The sequence below is a fragment of the Bacteroides faecium genome, assembly GCF_012113595.1.
Lineage (GTDB): Bacteria > Bacteroidota > Bacteroidia > Bacteroidales > Bacteroidaceae > Bacteroides > Bacteroides faecium.
The window spans coordinates 4272079-4290257 of record NZ_CP050831.1 but is presented as its reverse complement, the minus strand read 5'-3'; the positions used below and the strand labels follow the sequence as shown (position 1 = coordinate 4290257).

At 45.6% G+C, this 18179-nt stretch carries 8 protein-coding genes; 5 read left to right on the top strand and 3 right to left on the bottom strand.

What is annotated here, in order from left to right:
• Positions 1-44: 44 nt before the first annotated feature.
• Genes BacF7301_RS15575 through BacF7301_RS15565 form a run of 3 tightly spaced genes read right to left on the bottom strand, consistent with a single transcriptional unit; the run spans position 45 to position 4564 of the window.
• A complete protein-coding gene (locus tag BacF7301_RS15575; protein ID WP_167964201.1) occupies positions 45-1013 on the bottom strand; it encodes a glycoside hydrolase family 43 protein in 969 nt (322 codons plus the stop codon).
• Entirely contained in the window at positions 1010-2992 is a 1983-nt protein-coding gene (locus BacF7301_RS15570) for an alpha-L-arabinofuranosidase family protein (protein WP_167964199.1), read from the bottom strand. The genes BacF7301_RS15575 and BacF7301_RS15570 overlap by 4 nt, the downstream gene beginning before the upstream one ends.
• Positions 2993-3019: 27 nt before the next feature.
• Positions 3020-4564, bottom strand: coding sequence for an arabinan endo-1,5-alpha-L-arabinosidase (locus tag BacF7301_RS15565; RefSeq protein ID WP_167964197.1), 1545 nt, complete (start codon positions 4562-4564; stop codon positions 3020-3022).
• A 155-nt stretch (positions 4565-4719) separates the two neighbouring features.
• Here BacF7301_RS15565 and BacF7301_RS15560 point away from each other — a divergent pair, with 155 nt between their 5' ends.
• From BacF7301_RS15560 to BacF7301_RS15540, 5 genes are all read left to right on the top strand, one after another.
• Positions 4720-8979 carry a two-component regulator propeller domain-containing protein gene (locus BacF7301_RS15560; RefSeq protein WP_167964195.1) on the top strand — a complete coding sequence of 1420 codons (4260 nt, stop codon included), beginning with the start codon at positions 4720-4722 and terminating at the stop codon, positions 8977-8979.
• 300 nt (positions 8980-9279) lie between these two features.
• Positions 9280-12489, top strand: coding sequence for a SusC/RagA family TonB-linked outer membrane protein (locus tag BacF7301_RS15555; protein ID WP_167964193.1), 3210 nt, complete (start codon positions 9280-9282; stop codon positions 12487-12489).
• 38 nt (positions 12490-12527) lie between these two features.
• Positions 12528-14279, top strand: a complete 1752-nt coding sequence (locus BacF7301_RS15550; RefSeq protein ID WP_167964191.1) for a RagB/SusD family nutrient uptake outer membrane protein — start codon at positions 12528-12530, stop codon at positions 14277-14279.
• Between the two features lie 48 nt (positions 14280-14327).
• Positions 14328-16115 (top strand): bacterial Ig-like domain-containing protein, encoded by a 1788-nt coding sequence (locus BacF7301_RS15545; RefSeq protein ID WP_167964189.1) that lies wholly within the window; start codon positions 14328-14330, stop codon positions 16113-16115.
• 69 nt (positions 16116-16184) lie between these two features.
• A complete protein-coding gene (locus tag BacF7301_RS15540; protein WP_167964187.1) occupies positions 16185-18113 on the top strand; it encodes an arabinan endo-1,5-alpha-L-arabinosidase in 1929 nt (642 codons plus the stop codon).
• Positions 18114-18179: the final 66 nt, after the last annotated feature.

Sequence of the window (18179 nt, the reverse complement as noted above, 5' to 3'; positions counted from 1 at the left end):
TATTATCTATTGATTTAACTAACCCTAAATCCTTATTATTCTTTTTACTGTACGCCTTCTGTCGTCATCTGTATCCTTTTCATTGTACCGTCTTCATTATAATACAAACGGTCGATGCAGACGGAACGGCGGAAACTGCCACCGGCGGTGTTGATACCACCATTGTGGTAAATGAAATACCAGTCTCCTTTAAATTCAATGATAGCCTGATGGTTGGTATTGGAGTTACCCGCTATTTCATTCAGGATACCTTTATATTCCCAAGGTCCTGTAATGCTACGGCTCATTGCATAGCAAATCTTTTCAGGGAATTCGGAAGCATAAGAGAGGTAATACCAGTCTCCACGTTTATGTATCCAGGGAGCTTCCGTAAAACGAGGAAGATTGACCGGCATAATCGGGCCGTCCAGTTCGATCATGTTCTTTTTCAGTCTGGCATAATAGCATTGGGTATTTCCCCAACATAGATATGCCTGACCGTCATCGTCAATAAAAACTGTCGGATCAATATCGTCCCACCGGATTTTCGTATATTCGGTAGTCATGTCATTGGTGACCAATGCTGAACCGCGGGCATCTGCAAAAGGACCTGTCGGGGAATCCGAAACGGCTACGCCGATAGATTTACCGGGAATCGTTTTGTGCTCTACTGTCACATACCAATAGAACTTGCCGTCACGTTCAATCACCTGGCTTGCCCACGCCTCGCCTTTTGCCCAACTGAAATCCTTGGCTTTCAAAGGAACGGGGTGTTCCGTCCATGTTTTCATGTCGGGAGAGGAAAAGACACACCATTCATTCAGCAGGTAATGCTCTTTGGGTGACGGACATTCATCGTGTCCGGCGTAGATATATACTTTTCCGTCATGTACCATGGCTCCCGGATCAGCCGTATATTTATATTTAATGATGGGATTGCCATTGGCTATAAAAGTAGTGTCATTCTGCGCTGACAGCCCGGAGAAGGCTGTCAACGCGAATGAGAAAACTACGAATCTAATCTTATTTATCATTTCTTCGTAAATTTATAAACCGCAAATGTATTCGGTTCCAATTCGGCTGTAAACACATGTCCTTCAATGGATACCGGAGTCTCCTGCGGAGTAATGGCAAAAGGTTGTTCAAGCGTATTATCTTTGTCCAAATCAAGTGAGCGAAGCTTGATGCAACGGCCATCCGATAATACGTCTTGTTTCTTCAATCCTGCGAAGTTCAACGAAACAGGTTGGGCAGTATTCGAAGTGTTGGCAACCTTTACAATCATTTCATTCTTATCCTTATCATATACGGCACTGGCAAAGAGTCCGTTCTGTCCTTCGGCACCTGTCACGTTTTTCTTATCCATGGTGAGTGGAAGTACATTCGTACCTTTGTTCTGTGCATACAGTTGCTGCACATAGTAGCTTACGGTACGGACCGAATTCAGATTGTCAAACCAAATCATATCCGGACGCCATTGCCAGCCTTCCACATGGGCGAAAAGCGGAGCATAAGTAGCCATATGGACAATGTCAGCGTTACGTTCCAGTCCGGTCATGAAAGCAGCTTCGAGCAAGGCGGCATTGAAATGGTTCCATTTCTTTCCTTTTCCGTGGCAGGCATATTCACCGGCAAAGACTTTCGGACCTTTACGGTCGTAGTTGTCATAACGTGCGCCTTGGGCTAAGAACCAGCTTTCGGGACGATAGAAGTGTTCGTCCACCAAATCGGCTTTCAGGCGTTTCATTTCGGGCCACAGGTAATCGAATTCCTTACCTTCGGAATTAGGGCCGGAGCTGCCTACAATCTTCATATCGGGATACACCTTACGGATAGCCTTGATAAACGGTTCGAGACGTTCGGGATATTCTTTGCCCCATTGTTCGTTACCAATACCGACAAATTTCAGATTGAAAGGAGCCGGATGCCCCATATCGGCACGGACTTTTCCCCAAGTTGTGTTCGCATCGCCATTGGCAAATTCAATCAGGTCGAGCGCATCCTGGATATAGTGTTCCAAATCGCAGACTGCTACGTGAGCTTTCGGGTCGTCATTCTGATATTGGCAAGACAAACCGCAGTTCAGAATTGGAAGAGGTTCCGCGCCCATTTCTTCGGACAGCAGGAAGTATTCATAAAATCCCAGTCCGTAGCTTTGATAATAATCCGGGAAGAAACGGTGGGTAAAAGTATATTGCCAACGGTTCTCATTCAAAGGACGGTTTTCTACCGGACCTACTGACTTCTTCCAGTCGTAACGGGTTTCCAAGTCTGTACCTTCTACAATACAGCCGCCGGGAAAACGGAAGACTCCCGGATGAATATCCGCCAAAGCCTGTGCAAGGTCTTTGCGGAGTCCGTTTTCATGTCCTTTCCAAGTATCTACCGGAAAAAGAGAAATGTGTTCCAGGTCTACGGTTCCTTTGGAAGTAAGGAAAATGCGGAGCGTGGATTTGGGATTGGTTACTTCCGGTTTCAGGATAATCTGATATTTCTTCCATTCTTTTGAGTCAATGGTAAGATTCTGTGTGGCAAAAGCCTGGCGTTCGCCCATTGATTTGGTATCTACGAGTTCAATCCGCAATGTTTCTTTTGTACTTCCCTGTGGCAGGCGTGCCCAAACAGAGAAACGATACTCCTCTCCTTTCTTGACGCCGATACCGAAAAAACCTTCGTTATCAAGTCCGGTATGCTTATGTGCGTGTCCCGGATCGGAAAGGCGTACATAATGAGGATTGCGTTCGAAAGGTCCGTCGTCCATCAATGACACTTTTCCGTAGGTATTCCATCCCATCAGGTGTTGGGGAAATTCGAATGAACGGTTCTTGACCAGTTCGGCATAGAGTCCACCGTCCGCAGCATAGTTGATGTCCTCAAAAAAGAGTCCGTACATGGTAGGTTGGATTTCCGCTCCCAACTTCTTGGTTTGTATCACCATTTCATTGGTTTGCGCATGAAGTGCCATTCCGGCAGAGATGGCTAATGCAGCCAAGATTTCTGTGTATCTTCTCATGGTTTTCAATATAAAATTATAGTTGGTTTATTTGATTCTTTTTCCCCAGACAGAACGTCCCCGACTATCGAGCCCGGTAAAGAGAATGGTTTCCGTTTCATTCTCCCAATCGTGTCCTGCAAAGATAATCAGATTCTTAATTTCCTCTTTGTCCAATCTTACCATTAATAGGTGTTTTTCGGTCAAAAAGGACCAGTTTCCATTCATTTGCACAATTTTCCATTCATCATCATCCGTTATCTCCCCTTTGCAGGTTCCGTCCTTTAATAAACTGATACGGGTTGAAAGATTCCACTCACCGTCTTTCAATTCACCTTCGCCCCAGAGGATTTGTCCGGCTTCCAACTGACGTTCGTACTTGGGTTCCTGCACACGGATGATTTCCCACTCTCCTGCCAGGTCCGCTTCGGTAAACTTACGGGGAGCTGTCCCTGCATATCTTTCGGGAGAAACGACCGGCCATCCGTCCGGTGTAAAGAACAACTGGCGGATATGCAATACCATTAGTTGGTTTTGCGGAGAAAGACGCCCTTGGTGAGCCATGAAATAGTTTCCTTCGCCATCGGAGAAAACTCCGCAATGCGCTGTGCCTGCCCATCCGGGATGATTCTCAAAACGGTAGGGAGCGGTCAGTATCGGGAAATTGTTGGTCGTATCTTTCACCGCCTTTCCCGAATAATCGACGAACGGACCTTCGGCGACATCCGAACGGCTGACACGTACATTATAGGTTGTCATCAACGGGTCATAGGAAGTAAACAGATAATATTGTTTCAAATCAGGGTTGTACATTATTTCCGGCGCTTCGAGATTATCTTTCCGGTAATTAGCGCGACGGGCTACAAGATGTCCCAAGTCTCCGTTTTTCAGAGGCAATCCGGTTTCAGGATTCAGTTCTACACAGTATAATCCACCAAAGAAAGAACCGTAGTGCATCCACCATTTTCCGGTGACCTCGTCTGCTATGACACTTGGGTCGATGGCGTTCATGGCAGTAGAATCATCTGTCTTTACGGTACAACCGACTTGCGTCCACGGTCCTTCGGGAGAATCGGATTCTGCAAGTCCGATATAGGAAGTCTTGCGCCCGAATGCAGATACGCAATAGTACAGACGATATTTATCTTTGTAGGAGATGATATAGGGAGCCCAGATATTTGTAGCCCCATGTCCGCCCGCATGAGTCTGTACCCACCGGACTGCTTCTTCAGGTATCTCGGGAAAAGCCCATCCTAGAAATTCCCAATGTACCAGGTCTTTGGAACGGCGCATCTGGATATATCCCAAAGGAACTTCTTTCTCTTTGGCTTCCTTCCGGTTTTCACCGAAAATAGCGTCGGTGGAATACATATAATAATAATCGCCCAGCTTACGGCAGGACGGGTCGTGTACATTATATGTTCCCCATTGGCGATAATCTTCCATTTTAGCTACAGATAAATAATTATCATCCCAAGGATTCGCAGAAGGGGTCGGTGTAAACACAGCAGAAGTGCAACCTGCGAACAAGCTGCCTGCTATTAAAAAGACGGGCAAAAACAAGTTTTTCATAACATCAGTGTATTCGTTCATCAATCATGTTACAAAAATACGGCCTGTTTCACCTATTGAAGGTGGACATACGAACACGATTGGTGGACAATCCTGCATTCAGCTGAAAAGAAGCCCGTTCCGCTTTTGCGATTTGAGATTATCTTTTAACTTTGCTCCTATTAATACGTACTCATATGAAAAAACACCTATTATTCTTTAATCTATTTTGGAGTTTTCTATCATTCACCGGAATAATTCCGGCACAAGAACGTTTTGCCGATCGCTACAATATCACTTATGTCACCATGAACGACGGATTGCCTCATAACTTTATCGACGATTTATATAAAGACAGCAGAGGCTTCTTATGGATATCGACAGCCGGCGGTGGACTTTCCCGCTTCGATGGCTATGAATTCGTGAATTATAATCCTAATACTCCTTATTGCAAGCTAAAAAGTAATTTCATACGCAACGTCTGCGAAGATGATCATCAACGCCTTTGGATGGTTTCCGAAGGCGGGACGGATATTATCGACTTATCTACCTTAAAAACGGTTATTCCCCGTAATCCGAAGGGGATACTTTTCAAGATTCTAGAACAACCTGCTACCCGTGTATTCAAAGATACACAAGGCTGCATATGGCTTTACTGTGCCAATGAGCTTCACCGTATCGAGTTCAATGAAAAAGGGGAAATAAAGACAATCTCCACTCTTCATCCTATTTTTCTGAATGGTCCCGACATTGCCCTGCAAGATATTGACGGAGACGGAAAAATATGGATGGGAGCTAATGAAGAAATTCAGAAAGTATCTTTAAACCAACAAGGGGAACTGGCAGCTACCCCCATTGCCGAATGTCTGAAGTTCGCGGCAGGAACTTACATCTCCGACTTTCTTATCAAGGAGAATGAGGTCTGGATCTCTACCGACCGTGGATTATTCCGGTACAACAAAAATGGGAATGCCATCAAACAGTATCAGCATGATCCTTCTGACCCTAATTCGCTTTCCCAAAATTATCTGACTGACTTAGCTATCACTCATGACAAACAACTGGTTATTGCCACTCTCCGCGGTATCAATATCTACAATCCGATGACGGATAATTTTGAGCGTATTGCCAATGATCTTCCTGATAACGGTTCTAACATACTGAACAGTAATTTTATCAATTGCATACTGACAGAAGAGGATCATATTTGGTTCGGGACGGAAACGGGCGGTATCAACCTGTTAAATCCACGGCGTTTATCTATCCGTAATTATCGGCACGATAAAGAAAATGCGTCAAGCCTGTCCCGTAATCCGGTTAATGCCATCTACGAAGATACATATGGTACTTTATGGGTGGGAACAGTAGAGGGTGGATTGAACCGCAAAGAGCGTAACAGCGAACACTTTACACACTACACCCGCGAACATGGCGGATTGAGCCATAACTCCGTAAGTGCACTCACTGCCGACCCCAATAATCATCTTTGGGTGGGAACTTGGGGTGGCGGTATTAATCTGCTTGATAAAAAAAATCCCGGGCAAGTTATCAAAACAATCTCTTCACAGACAGAAGGCGGTTTTCCTATCGACTTCATCGGAGCACTGACTTATGACCCTATCAATAAAGGTATATGGATAGGAGCCAATCAGGGACTCTACTTCTACGATCTCACAAAAGCCCAACTCATTTCTCCACTTGCCGGCAAAGCTGCCGAGAATATACATGGCAGCATCGGTTCCATTATTGACAAAGATGGTAAACTTTGGTTGGGATGCCTGGAAGGAGTGTATATCATCGACCTTCATTCGCGGTCATCGGAAGGAGAATTCCAATACAGACATCTGAATTATAAACTGGATGACCCGAATTCCCGTCTGATAGAAAAAATCACCTGCTTTTACGAAGACCAAGACGGAACTCTATGGTTGGGAAGTAACGGATATGGTATCTATAAGCGGATAATTGATACTCAAGGAAAAGAGCAGTTCATCTCTTATAGTACTACAAATGGATTACCCAACAACAGTGTCCGGGGACTTTTGGGAGATAGTAATGGGAATATATGGATAGGCACCAACAACGGGCTTTCCTGTTATCATCCTACAGAAAACCGTTTTGTCAACTACACGAAACATGATGGTTTGATTGATACTCAGTTCTATTGGAACGCTTCCTGCCGTTCTTCGCATGACCTGCTCTATTTCGGCAGTGTAGGCGGATTAGTCGCAATTGAAAGCAATCGTCCGGGCATGTCTGTTCCTATGGCCAAAGTCCGTTTTACACGTTTACGGATAGGCAATGAAGAAATATTACCCGGAAACGAATATTTGCCACAAGACATTGCTACGACTACAGAAATCAAAATACATGAAAAAGAGAAATCCTTTTCACTGGAGTTTTCCGCACTTAACTTTGAGGCAAGCAATGCGGCTATTTACAGCTACCGGTTAGTAGGATTCGACGATAAGTGGATACAAGTTCCCGGCAACCGCCGTTTTGCCAGTTATACAAATTTGCCACCGGGCAATTATACGCTGCAAGTACGATATACACCCGACGGAGAGAATGAAGGGGAAAACATTACGGAACTTAAAATAACAATCGTTCCTTATCTCTATAAAAGCGCCTGGTTTATTTTGTCGGTAATCATCCTTATATTAATAGGTATATGGCAATTTTACCAATGGCGGATTCGTACACTGAAACACCAAAAAGAATATCTGCACCGCACAGTAGAGGAGCGGACCCATGAACTGGAACAGCAAAAGCATCTACTGGAAGACCAGACCGAGGAACTCTCACGGCAAAACCGGATGCTGACACAACAAAATGAGAAAATCACAAAACAGAAAGCGCAACTTGTCCGCATGTCACGCAAAGTGCAGGAATTAACGTTGGATAAAATTTCTTTCTTTACCAATATCACTCATGAGTTCCGTACACCGATAACATTAATAATCGGTCCCATCGAACGTGCTTTGAAATTAAGTTATAATCCACAGGTTATTGAGCAATTGAACTTTGTAGAACGTAATTCTAAATATCTGTTATCCTTAGTCAATCAATTGATGGACTTCCGGAAAGTGGAATCCGGAAAATTGGAGATTGTAAAGACACGGGGGAATTTCCTGAAATTCATAGATTCGCTGATTACTCCGTTTGAAGTATTCGCCGGAGAACGTAATATCGTTTTAAAACGATATTACCGGATGGAGACACCGGATGTCTTATACGATGAAGAGGCAATGCGTAAAGTAGTCACCAATCTATTGAGCAATGCCATCAAATTCACTCCAAACGGGGGAAGCGTTTCGCTTTATATATCGGCTCTTACTTCTGCAGACGAGCAGAAAAAAATGTATATTTGTGTCAAGGACACCGGTTCGGGAATACCGGAAGATGATCTCAACCGGATTTTCAACCGCTTCTACCAGTCACAGAACCAAGTGAAATATCCGGTTTACGGACAAGCGGGTACAGGCATAGGGCTCTATCTCTGCAAACGGATTGTACAAATGCACGGCGGAGAAATTAAAGCATTCAACAACCGGCATGCCGGTTGCTCATTCCGGATACTCCTTCCCCTGCAGCAAGAAAACGAGAAGGATGATAAAACTATTATTATCGATCATAATAGTATGGAAGCAATCACTCCGTCATCTTCTGATTCTCCCAAAGAGAAAGAGACATTGACCATTCTGGTGGTAGAGGATAATACAGATATGCGGGGATATATACGTTCCATCCTGTGCGAACAATATAATGTTCTGGAAGCTGCAAACGGAGAAGAAGCATTGCATATACTTAGCAGCAATCCGGTAGACTTCATCGTCAGTGACCTGATGATGCCCGTAATGGATGGCATCGAACTGTCGCGGAAGGTAAAAGAGACATTTGCCATTTCGCATATTCCTTTCCTTATGCTGACAGCAAAAACATCTCAAGAGGCACGGTTGGAAAGTTACCGCATGGGAGTGGATGAATATCTGCTGAAACCTTTTGACGAAACACTATTATTGACCCGCATCCAAAATATCCTGGAAAACCGGAAACGGTATCAACGGAAGTTTACGCTGGACATGGACGTGAATGTGTTGAATATGGAAGAAGAGTCCGGTGATAAGAAATTCCTGAATCAAGTAATGGAAGTTATCAAGGAGAACTATAAGAATTCCTATTTTGAGGTCAGCGATTTCAGCGAAGCTGTCGGTGTTAGCAAGAGTTTGCTGAACAAGAAGATGCAAAGCCTCATCGGACAATCAGCCGGACAGTTTATACGGAATTACCGTTTGAACATAGCACGGGAACTAATTCTGAAGAGTCGGGAAACGAAGAATATGAATATTGCGGAAGTAGCTTATGAAGTGGGATTCAATGATCCTAAATATTTCACCCGCTGCTTCACCAAACAGTTCAATGTGACTCCGAGTTCACTACTTAATAAGGAAGAATAGTTTTACCTAAAACAATAATTCCACATAATAAGCTGTATCTTTTTACACTTAAAATACTTTTATCCACCTCTAAAACACGTTTGTCCACCCTCATTTACAATCAATGCCATATTTTTGCCGTGCAATTGGTGCTCAATCCTTTGGGAGAGAACCATGCATTTAAAGTTTATCTAATATTAATATTATGAAGAATGACAAGAAAATGGCTGTCGCATCGTGCATAGCATCGGCTGAATTCAACCTTTCCCCTATTGCACAACAATCTAATCCATCAAATTTACAACCTTAATACTTTTAAAAATGAGGAAACATTTATTTTTTTCCGTAATGCTTAGTCTGTGTACCTTTGGCGGCATAGCGGTGTATCCTACACCTGCAATGGCTACCGTGGCACAATCTCCGACTATCAAGGTTCGTGGTCAAGTTATCGACGAACAAGGTGAACCCATGCCAGGGGCTACCGTCAGGGTTAAAAATGGACAAGGCGGAACCATCACCGACTTAGACGGAAACTTCCAACTGGAGGTTCCCGGAAACGCTACCCTTTTGATAAGCTATGTGGGCTTCAAGGAACGTGAAGTGGCTGTTCGCAATCGTGCCATTATTGAAGGCATCCAGTTGCAAGCCGATAATAAGATGCTTGAACAAGTGGTTGTCGTAGGTTACGGTACACAAAAGAAATCCGACTTAACCGGTTCTGTTGCCGTGGTAGATGCGGAAGCCTTGAAACAGACATCAAACTCCAACATCTCCACCATGCTCGAAGGTAAGGTTTCCGGCGTGCAAGTCACCTCCGACGGACAGCCTGGTGCCGATCCCACCGTTCGCATCCGTGGTGTCGGGTCTTTCGGCGACACCTCTCCTCTTTATGTTATCGACGGTGTTCCCATGGGAACTTCCATTCGCGATTTCTCCTCAAACGATATTGAAACCATCCAAGTGCTGAAGGATGCTTCGGCTGCTGCCATCTACGGTTCGCGCGCCGCCAATGGTGTGATTATCATCACTACCAAACGCGGACAAAAAGACCAACCGCTGAAAGTGGATTACAATGGATACTTCGGTGTGGATAATATCCCTAAGGGTGTCTATGATGTAATGAATGCTGACCAGTACAGCCAGTACATCGGTCAGGCGGCCGCAAACTCCAACACTCCGTTGCCAACGGGATACAAGCTTGACAGCGAAACCGGAAAATACCATTTCCAAGATGACACCAACACTAACTGGTTTGACGAAGTATTCAAAACGGGTATCCGTCAAAACCACAATGTGAACCTCTCCGGAGGTGGTGCCCATAACACCTATAATATATCATTAGACTATTTCAACCAAAAAGGGACTCTCGAAGGTGCCGGCCCTAACTACGAACGTTACACGGCGCGTGTCAACAACACCATGGAGACCAAGTTCATAAAGTTCCATACCAGCCTTGTTTACTCCCACTCCGACCAGGACAACATGGGCTTGTCGAATGCTTCCGAATACGTTCAAGGCTTGTATGGCGATGTAACCAACGTGCTGCGCGGCACCTTACTGATGCAGCCCACCATCAAGGCATACGATTCTTCTACATGGGTACTTGATAACTTGGTGGGAATCGCCAACAACTTCAATTATGACGCTTACGGCTATGGCGTATACTACGATACCGTGCATGGTGACATCTCCGCTTCCAACCCGTTGCTGGTAAATAACCTGCTGAAACGCAACACTCGCGTGGATCGTTTCGTGGGAACCGGATCTGCCGATGTGGATATCCTCAAAATGATTGGCGTTGACAACAAAAATCATAAGCTCAACTATAAAGTCAACCTCTCTTACAGCAAAACCCATTGTAAGGACTTTACTTGGATTCCGGCATGGGTGCAAAGCAACCGTGTGTATTTGGCCAAGAGCAACGAACGACTCACCAAAGGGTCGCGCGACTATTCGGATGCTTTAATAGAGAACGTGATTACTTACGATGGCACGATAGGCAAGCATCATATCAACGTATTAGCAGGCCAGACTTACGAAGAAGAAGATACCGACCTGCTGACCGGATGGGGAATCAACTTCACCGAACCTTATTTCCTACAGCTTCAGAATGCTTCCGATACGTATTCTGAAAGCTACGAATACAAGCATTCAATCCTCTCTTACATCGGTCGTATCAATTACAATTACGATGACAGATACTTATTCTCGGCAACAGTGCGCCGGGATGGCAGTTCCCGCCTGACCAGAAATATCCGTTGGGGAACTTTCCCTTCCGTCTCTGTGGGTTGGCGTTTCGACAAGGAAAAATTCTTCCCTTTCGACCAAAATGTCGTAAACCTGTTCAAGGTTCGTGCCAGCTATGGTGAACTCGGTAACGAGAATATCGGTGAGTATATGTATCAGGCTGTGATGTCACGCAACAACATGACTTACAATTTCAACGGTAACGTAGTGACCGGTTCTGCCGTTTCCACTTTTGTAGACAATAACTTGGCATGGGAGAAAAAGAAGACCTACAACGTGGGTGTCGACCTTGCCTTGTTTAACAATCGCTTGGAATTCACAGCCGAATGGTACAAGAATACCAGCGAAGACCTGCTGTATGCTGTCCCAGTTCCCGAACAGGCCGGTGTATCCAATACCACCGTTACGATGAATGCCGCCTCGATGAACAACTCCGGTTTTGAGTTCTCGGCTACCTACCGTAACCGCGATCGTGACTTCAAGTATGAAATTTCGGCCAACCTCAGCACGTTGCGCAACCGCGTAACTTCGCTAGGCTTTGGTACCGACTCTTACATCTCCGGAGCATACATTACCAATGTAGGCCAAGAAATAGGCCAGTTCTACGGCTGGGCTTATGAGGGCATTGCCCGCACACAGGAAGACTTGGACAACCACGCCACTCAAGAGGGTGCCCAGATTGGCGACTGCCTCTATAAGGACGTAAGCGGACCGGACGGTAAACCCGACGGTAAAATAGACGCCAACGACCAAGTGGTGCTGGGCAGCGGTATGCCTAAGATTCATTTCGGTCTTAATGCCCGTTTTGAGTACAAGCGCTTCGACCTGAGCATTGCTACCTTCGGCGCACTGAACTATCACGTCAGCGACGACATCTACAACTCGCTTAACTCTTGCTACGGCTGGGGAAACAAAGAGGTGGGTATGCTCGATGCCAACCGCTTTAGCGAAGACGGCAGCACTTACCTTTCCAACGTGCCACGCACCTATGTCACCAACAGTGCCAGCTTGGGCTGGAACGACCTCTTCAGCTCACGCAAGATTCAGAACGCAGCCTACTGGAAGATTGCCAATGTAGAATTGGGCTACAATTTCCCCAACGAGTGGTTCGGCAAATATGTATCTGATGTACGTTTATACGTATCAGCACAGAATCTTCACACATTCACCGGCTATCACGGTTATAATGTAGACTATGCAGGAGGAACTTTCACCCCGGGATACAACTTCTGTTCTTATCCTACTGCACGCACTTTCATGTGTGGCGTTCACTTTACATTCTAATCGTTACTATCTAGTACCAAATACTAAAAACATTTCTTATGAAACTAAATAAATATTCACTTGCTCTCATTTTGGGATTTAGCACGCTGTTTTCTTGCAGTGACAGAATGGATTTGTTGAATCCCAACCAGCAAACCTCAAGTACTTTCGGCTTCAATGCCGATGATTTGGAGGAAAGCGTGATTGCTGCCTACAACCACATCCGTATGGAGGGTTCCTATGCCCGTGTAGGCTACACCATCGACGTGTGCCGTGGCGATGAAGCCTGGAACTCTTCACAAGTGTGGTATCTGCCTTTCGATGACCTTAACGCAGAAGTCACCTCGGACATCACATGGTGGCCTTGGCGGGAATGGTACTACACCATCAACGTATGCAACTTCGCCATTTCGCGTTGCGGTGAGGACAACAGCCTACTTTCTGATAAAATGAAACGCATCAAAGGACAAGTGCTTTTCCTGCGCGGCTTGTCGTATTACAACTTGGTTGGTTATTATCAGAATCCGCCCCTCATCACAGATTATGCCACCTATTCTTCATTGGACGGACTTTATACCTCCAACAGCACCTACAATGACGTACTCGACCAAGTGGAAAAAGATTTCCACGAGGCAATGGAATTGCTTCCTTCCCGTGATGAAGGCGGCGAATGGGCCGGTGGACGTGCCACCTGCGGCGCTGCGGCGGGTTATTATGCCCGCGCCTTGATGATGCGCCAAAAATACAGTGATGCACTCACAGTGTTGAAAGATATCATCGGCAAAACATACGGCACCTATCGGCTGATGCCCAACTATGGTGATAACTTCCGCGAAGGTTCGGCATACGAGAACAATGCAGAAAGCCTCTTCGAAGTGCAGTACCTCGACTATGGTTCGCAAGGCACCGACGACGAGTGGACTCCGGTTAATACAAGCCCCAATGCTACACAAGGTTCGGCCATTGAGAGCAACTTTGGTCCCGGTAACTATGGCGGTTGGGCCGACATCTCGGCTTCGCCCTGGCTCTATCAGCTCTTCAAAAGCGAACGCACTACCAATGGTAAACTCGATCCCAGGCTCTATTGGACTATCGGAACCTACGAAAATGACTGGGCGGATTTCGAGTATGGCAATGTAGCTTATACGCATACACTTACAGCCACCGACAATATCGTGACCAACAACACTTACGGCGGTCTGCCGATTGCCAAATTCACGAATCTCCGTACCGGTCTGTACAGCACCATCGTTACAGGATTGCACGATGGCATCAACCTGCGCCTGATGCGCTATTCCGATGTGCTGCTACGTGCTGCCGAATGCGAAAACGAGGTCAATGGTCCCACACAGCAAGCTATCGACTGGATCAACGAGGTGCGTGGCCGCGCCGGTCTGACAGACTTAGAACTCGAAGACTTCGACACAGCTGACAAACTCTTTGAACAGATAGCCAATGTGGAACGTCCTAAGGAGTTCGGCTGCGAATTCGGCCGAGGCTTCGACCTCATCCGCTGGGGCTTCTTCTACGACAGCGGCCGCTTGCAGCAACTCAAGGAACACGGCACAGTACGCCGCTCTACAGTGGGAGTAAAGAATCCTGTGAACTACAGCGATATAGCAAACGATTCTGAGCTGAAGAGCACTTTCGACACCTATATATCGGGACACGAATTCCTGCCCATTGTGCAGCAGTTGATGAACAACAACCCGAATCTGAAAGGCAACTCTGCCAACTATAGTACAGATAATTCCACTTACTTCCGGGAAAGCGGATGTAAAGTGCGTCCGGTTGTAAATTTAAGCAAGTAAACAAACTTAGAAAAGGCTTCAACCCATTACCAATTAAAAATTAAGACAATGAGATTACTAAAAAAAATAGCATACGCTTGTTATTCCATAACCTTTGGGTTACTGGCATTGACAGGCTGTACGGATGGCGAACTTTATGACGTAAACGCCCCCGACTGGATTTCCGATAAGATACAGGAAATTGAAGATTCGAAGAAACAACCGGAAGAGGAGGTGCTTGAGGGGATGCAGGAAGATGTGTACACCATCGGAAATACAGATTTCACCTCCGGTTGGTGGGCTGCTTTCTCCAAGTATTACGTGGTACCCGATGGCGAGAAGTGGAATGCGGTGTTCAACCTCCACATCAACCCGACCGATAACACGTATTACAAGAATTATGCCGTTATAGTCACCAACGATGTGGATCGCGGAGGTACAGGATACACTGAATATGGAGCTATCCGTTTTGACGTCACAGGTAGTCCTGAAACTTACAATTCCCAGTGGGGCGATCATATCGATTACCAGTACATCTCAGGCACGTTGCTTCTCAATCCCGATGAGAACAATGCAGACCCTAACATACAGAAGTTGGGCGGTAAGGTGACACTTACCATAGACCGAACCAGCGAAAGTGCTTTCACCTTAAAGATGACCAACGGTGTAGCCACCAAGACTTACGAGCAACCATACAAGGAAGAAAACCTGAACGCTGATGCAAGCAACACCAACATCCGTTGCTTCTTAGTACCCGAAGGTTCTTACATCGACTTCTTACAAACCAACATCGTCCCTATAGGCGGCCTTACATCTGCCCTAGACAAGATTCCGGTATCGATGGTACTGCAGGACGTACCCGACCAAGTCAATGTAGGTACTCCGCTCGAAGAGGCCATGGCCAATGTCTCGGCCATCGTTACCTTTGAAGAGGGAGTGACCAAAACTGTACCGGCTACCGAACTCACTTTCTCTACCATCCCCGATATGGAACAACCGGGCGTGAAAACTCTTGTGGCCATCTACAACAAGACCTTTAAGGGTGAGAATTGCGATAAGCCGATTATGGCTAATACAACTTTTGAAGTGGTGGAACAGATTGCATCCATCGAGGTGACTACCCCACCCTTGCACACACAATACTTTTATTACACCTCGGCAGCCACCGAGAATTTGGCGAACCGGACGATGGTCTTCGACCCAACAGGTATGGTAGTTACGGCAACTTACACCGACCAAAGTACAAGAATCATTGACAACGCGAGACTCAGCTTCTCTTCCGTTTCTGCAAAGAGCGGCGCTCAGACTGTTACCATTACCGCTGAAGAAGGAATCACCGCAACGGTAGAGGTTACTGTCTCCGAATCTACAGCTTCTGAAGTGAGAAACACAACTAGCATGGTAGGAGCCGCAGACAACTCAACGGGCTTCGGGGCAGCTTTCTCAGACTACTTCAGCATACCTATGGGCAAGACAAAGTCCATCGCCTTCACCAACTACAGCAATCTAGCTAACTTCTGGAACAACTTCGTTGTGGTTCTCCGTAAAGCCAATCATATTGACGAATACGCATTTGTTCGCGCTGACAACTGGGGAACGGGCAACGGATATGATGCCTGCGTTCACAGCGGAACACAAGGCGACTTGAACACTTGGCTTGCCGGTATGAATGGAGCCAAAGTCACGGTCTACGTGACCAACTGCGGTAATAGCACAGCCGACGTTCAAGCAGTGATGGAAGGTACTGCAGGTACAACTTCTACCCAGTACTATTTAGGTATCACCACAGTGGATCCCAGCGACCTAAATTTCGCATTGACCGTTGACGGTTGTCATCTCATCTTCAATGAAAATTAATTTCTTCATCATCCATATCATTCCTCTTTATCAGAAGAATGATATGGTTCTCAAAAACTTACCAATCAAATGAAAAAACTAACATTTTTCTTAATATCCTTGCTGGCGGTCTTTGCTTTTGCAGCTTGCTCCGATGGGCTGGACAATATCGAATACAATAGAAACAGTGATATAGCCATAGCCACTCCCGAAGTAACTGCAACCACAGGTACCTCGCTGGCTGTCACTTCTTTGGTCACCGGTAATCTGAATAACGTAGTCAAGAAGGGCTTTTGCTACAGTGTCAATGCACAGAACCCAACCATCAAAGATAACATAGTGGATGCCGACGAGAATTTCAGCGCCACGATTTCCGGCTTGACGGGCAATACCTCTTACTATATCCGTGCTTATGTCTACGGTAACAGCCGTTATACCTATTCGGATGTGCTCACGGCAACAACAGAAAGCCAAAGCCTTGACGAACAACTCAAAAACTACGTGGCACCCACCTATGAAGACAATTACGTGGACATAGCTGCCTGGAACCAACGCAGTAAATGGAACTTGGCCAACGTTCATGACCCCACAGTGATGAAAGCAGATGACGGATATTATTATATGTATCAGACAGACGCTTCCTATGGAAATGCGCATAGCGGAAACGGACACTTCCACGCACGTCGCTCCAAAGACTTAGTCAACTGGGAATATTTGGGAGCAACCATGAGCGAAACTCCCCCGGCATGGATTAAAGAAAAGCTGAATGCGTATCGTCAGGAAATGGGTTTAGATCCGATTGACAATCCTTCTTACGGATATTGGGCACCGGTGGCACGAAAAGTATCCGCAGGCAAGTATCGTATGTATTACTCTATCGTTATAACCAACTATATCAAAACCGGTAAACCGGAAATTGAAAACAACGGAAACTTCGATGGTTCATGGACGGAACGCGCCTTTATCGGATTAATGGAAACGTCTGACCCAGCAAGCAATATATGGGAGGATAAAGGTTATGTAGTATGTTCTGCCAGTGATAAAGGAATGACGGATTACGGACGTAGCAGTACGGGGGATTGGAATGCATATTTCAAAATCAATGCAATCGACCCTGCCTATATTATAACTACCAATAATGAACATTGGTTGATCTATGGTTCATGGCATAGTGGTATCGCTGCTTTACAACTAAATCCGGAAGACGGAAAGCCACTAAATGCTTTAGGCAAACCCTGGAATATTACGGGAGATGATAACTCCGGCTATGGCAAAATTATTGCTATACGTGGAAATAGCCGTTGGCAGGCTTCCGAAGGTCCCGAAGTGATATACCGTGACGGTTATTATTATCTTTTTCTGGCTTATGGACAATTGGATGTAGAGTACAACACACGTGTTTGCCGCTCTGCCAACATTTATGGGCCTTACGTAGATATAAATGAAAGTTCTGCCATGGGTAGCAGTGAGCTATATCCGATACTGACAGCTCCTTACAAATTCAATAATAGCTACGGTTGGGTGGGTATCTCCCACTGTGGTATATTTGATGATGGAAAAGGCAACTGGTTCTACACTTCCCAAGGTCGTTTCCCAAAAAATGTCGGTGGAAATGAATATTCAAATGCTATCATGATGGGACATGTCCGCAGTATTCGTTGGGATGCCAATGGTTGGCCTCTCGTTATGCCCGAAAGATACGGAGCAGTGCCACAAGTGCCTATCACAGAAGCTGAAATAGCAGGAGATTGGGAACATTTAGCATTAACAACCAATACAGGCAACCAAAGAACTTCTGAGACAATGACTTATGACCTCAGTACCCACAAAATAACTTCCAGTAGCTGGAATAATGTAACATGGACTTTTAATGAAGAGGCACAAACAATAACCACAAGCTCCGGAGTTGTACTTTACCTGCAACGTGAAGTAGACTGGGAAGCAACTCCCAGAACACATACCATCGTTTACGCTGCACAAGGTAATAAAAAGACCTATTGGGGAAAGAAAATCCAATAAACGATCATTGATAATCTTCAAGAAACTGCTTCCGGAATTTTGATACCCGGAAGTAGTTTTTTTCTC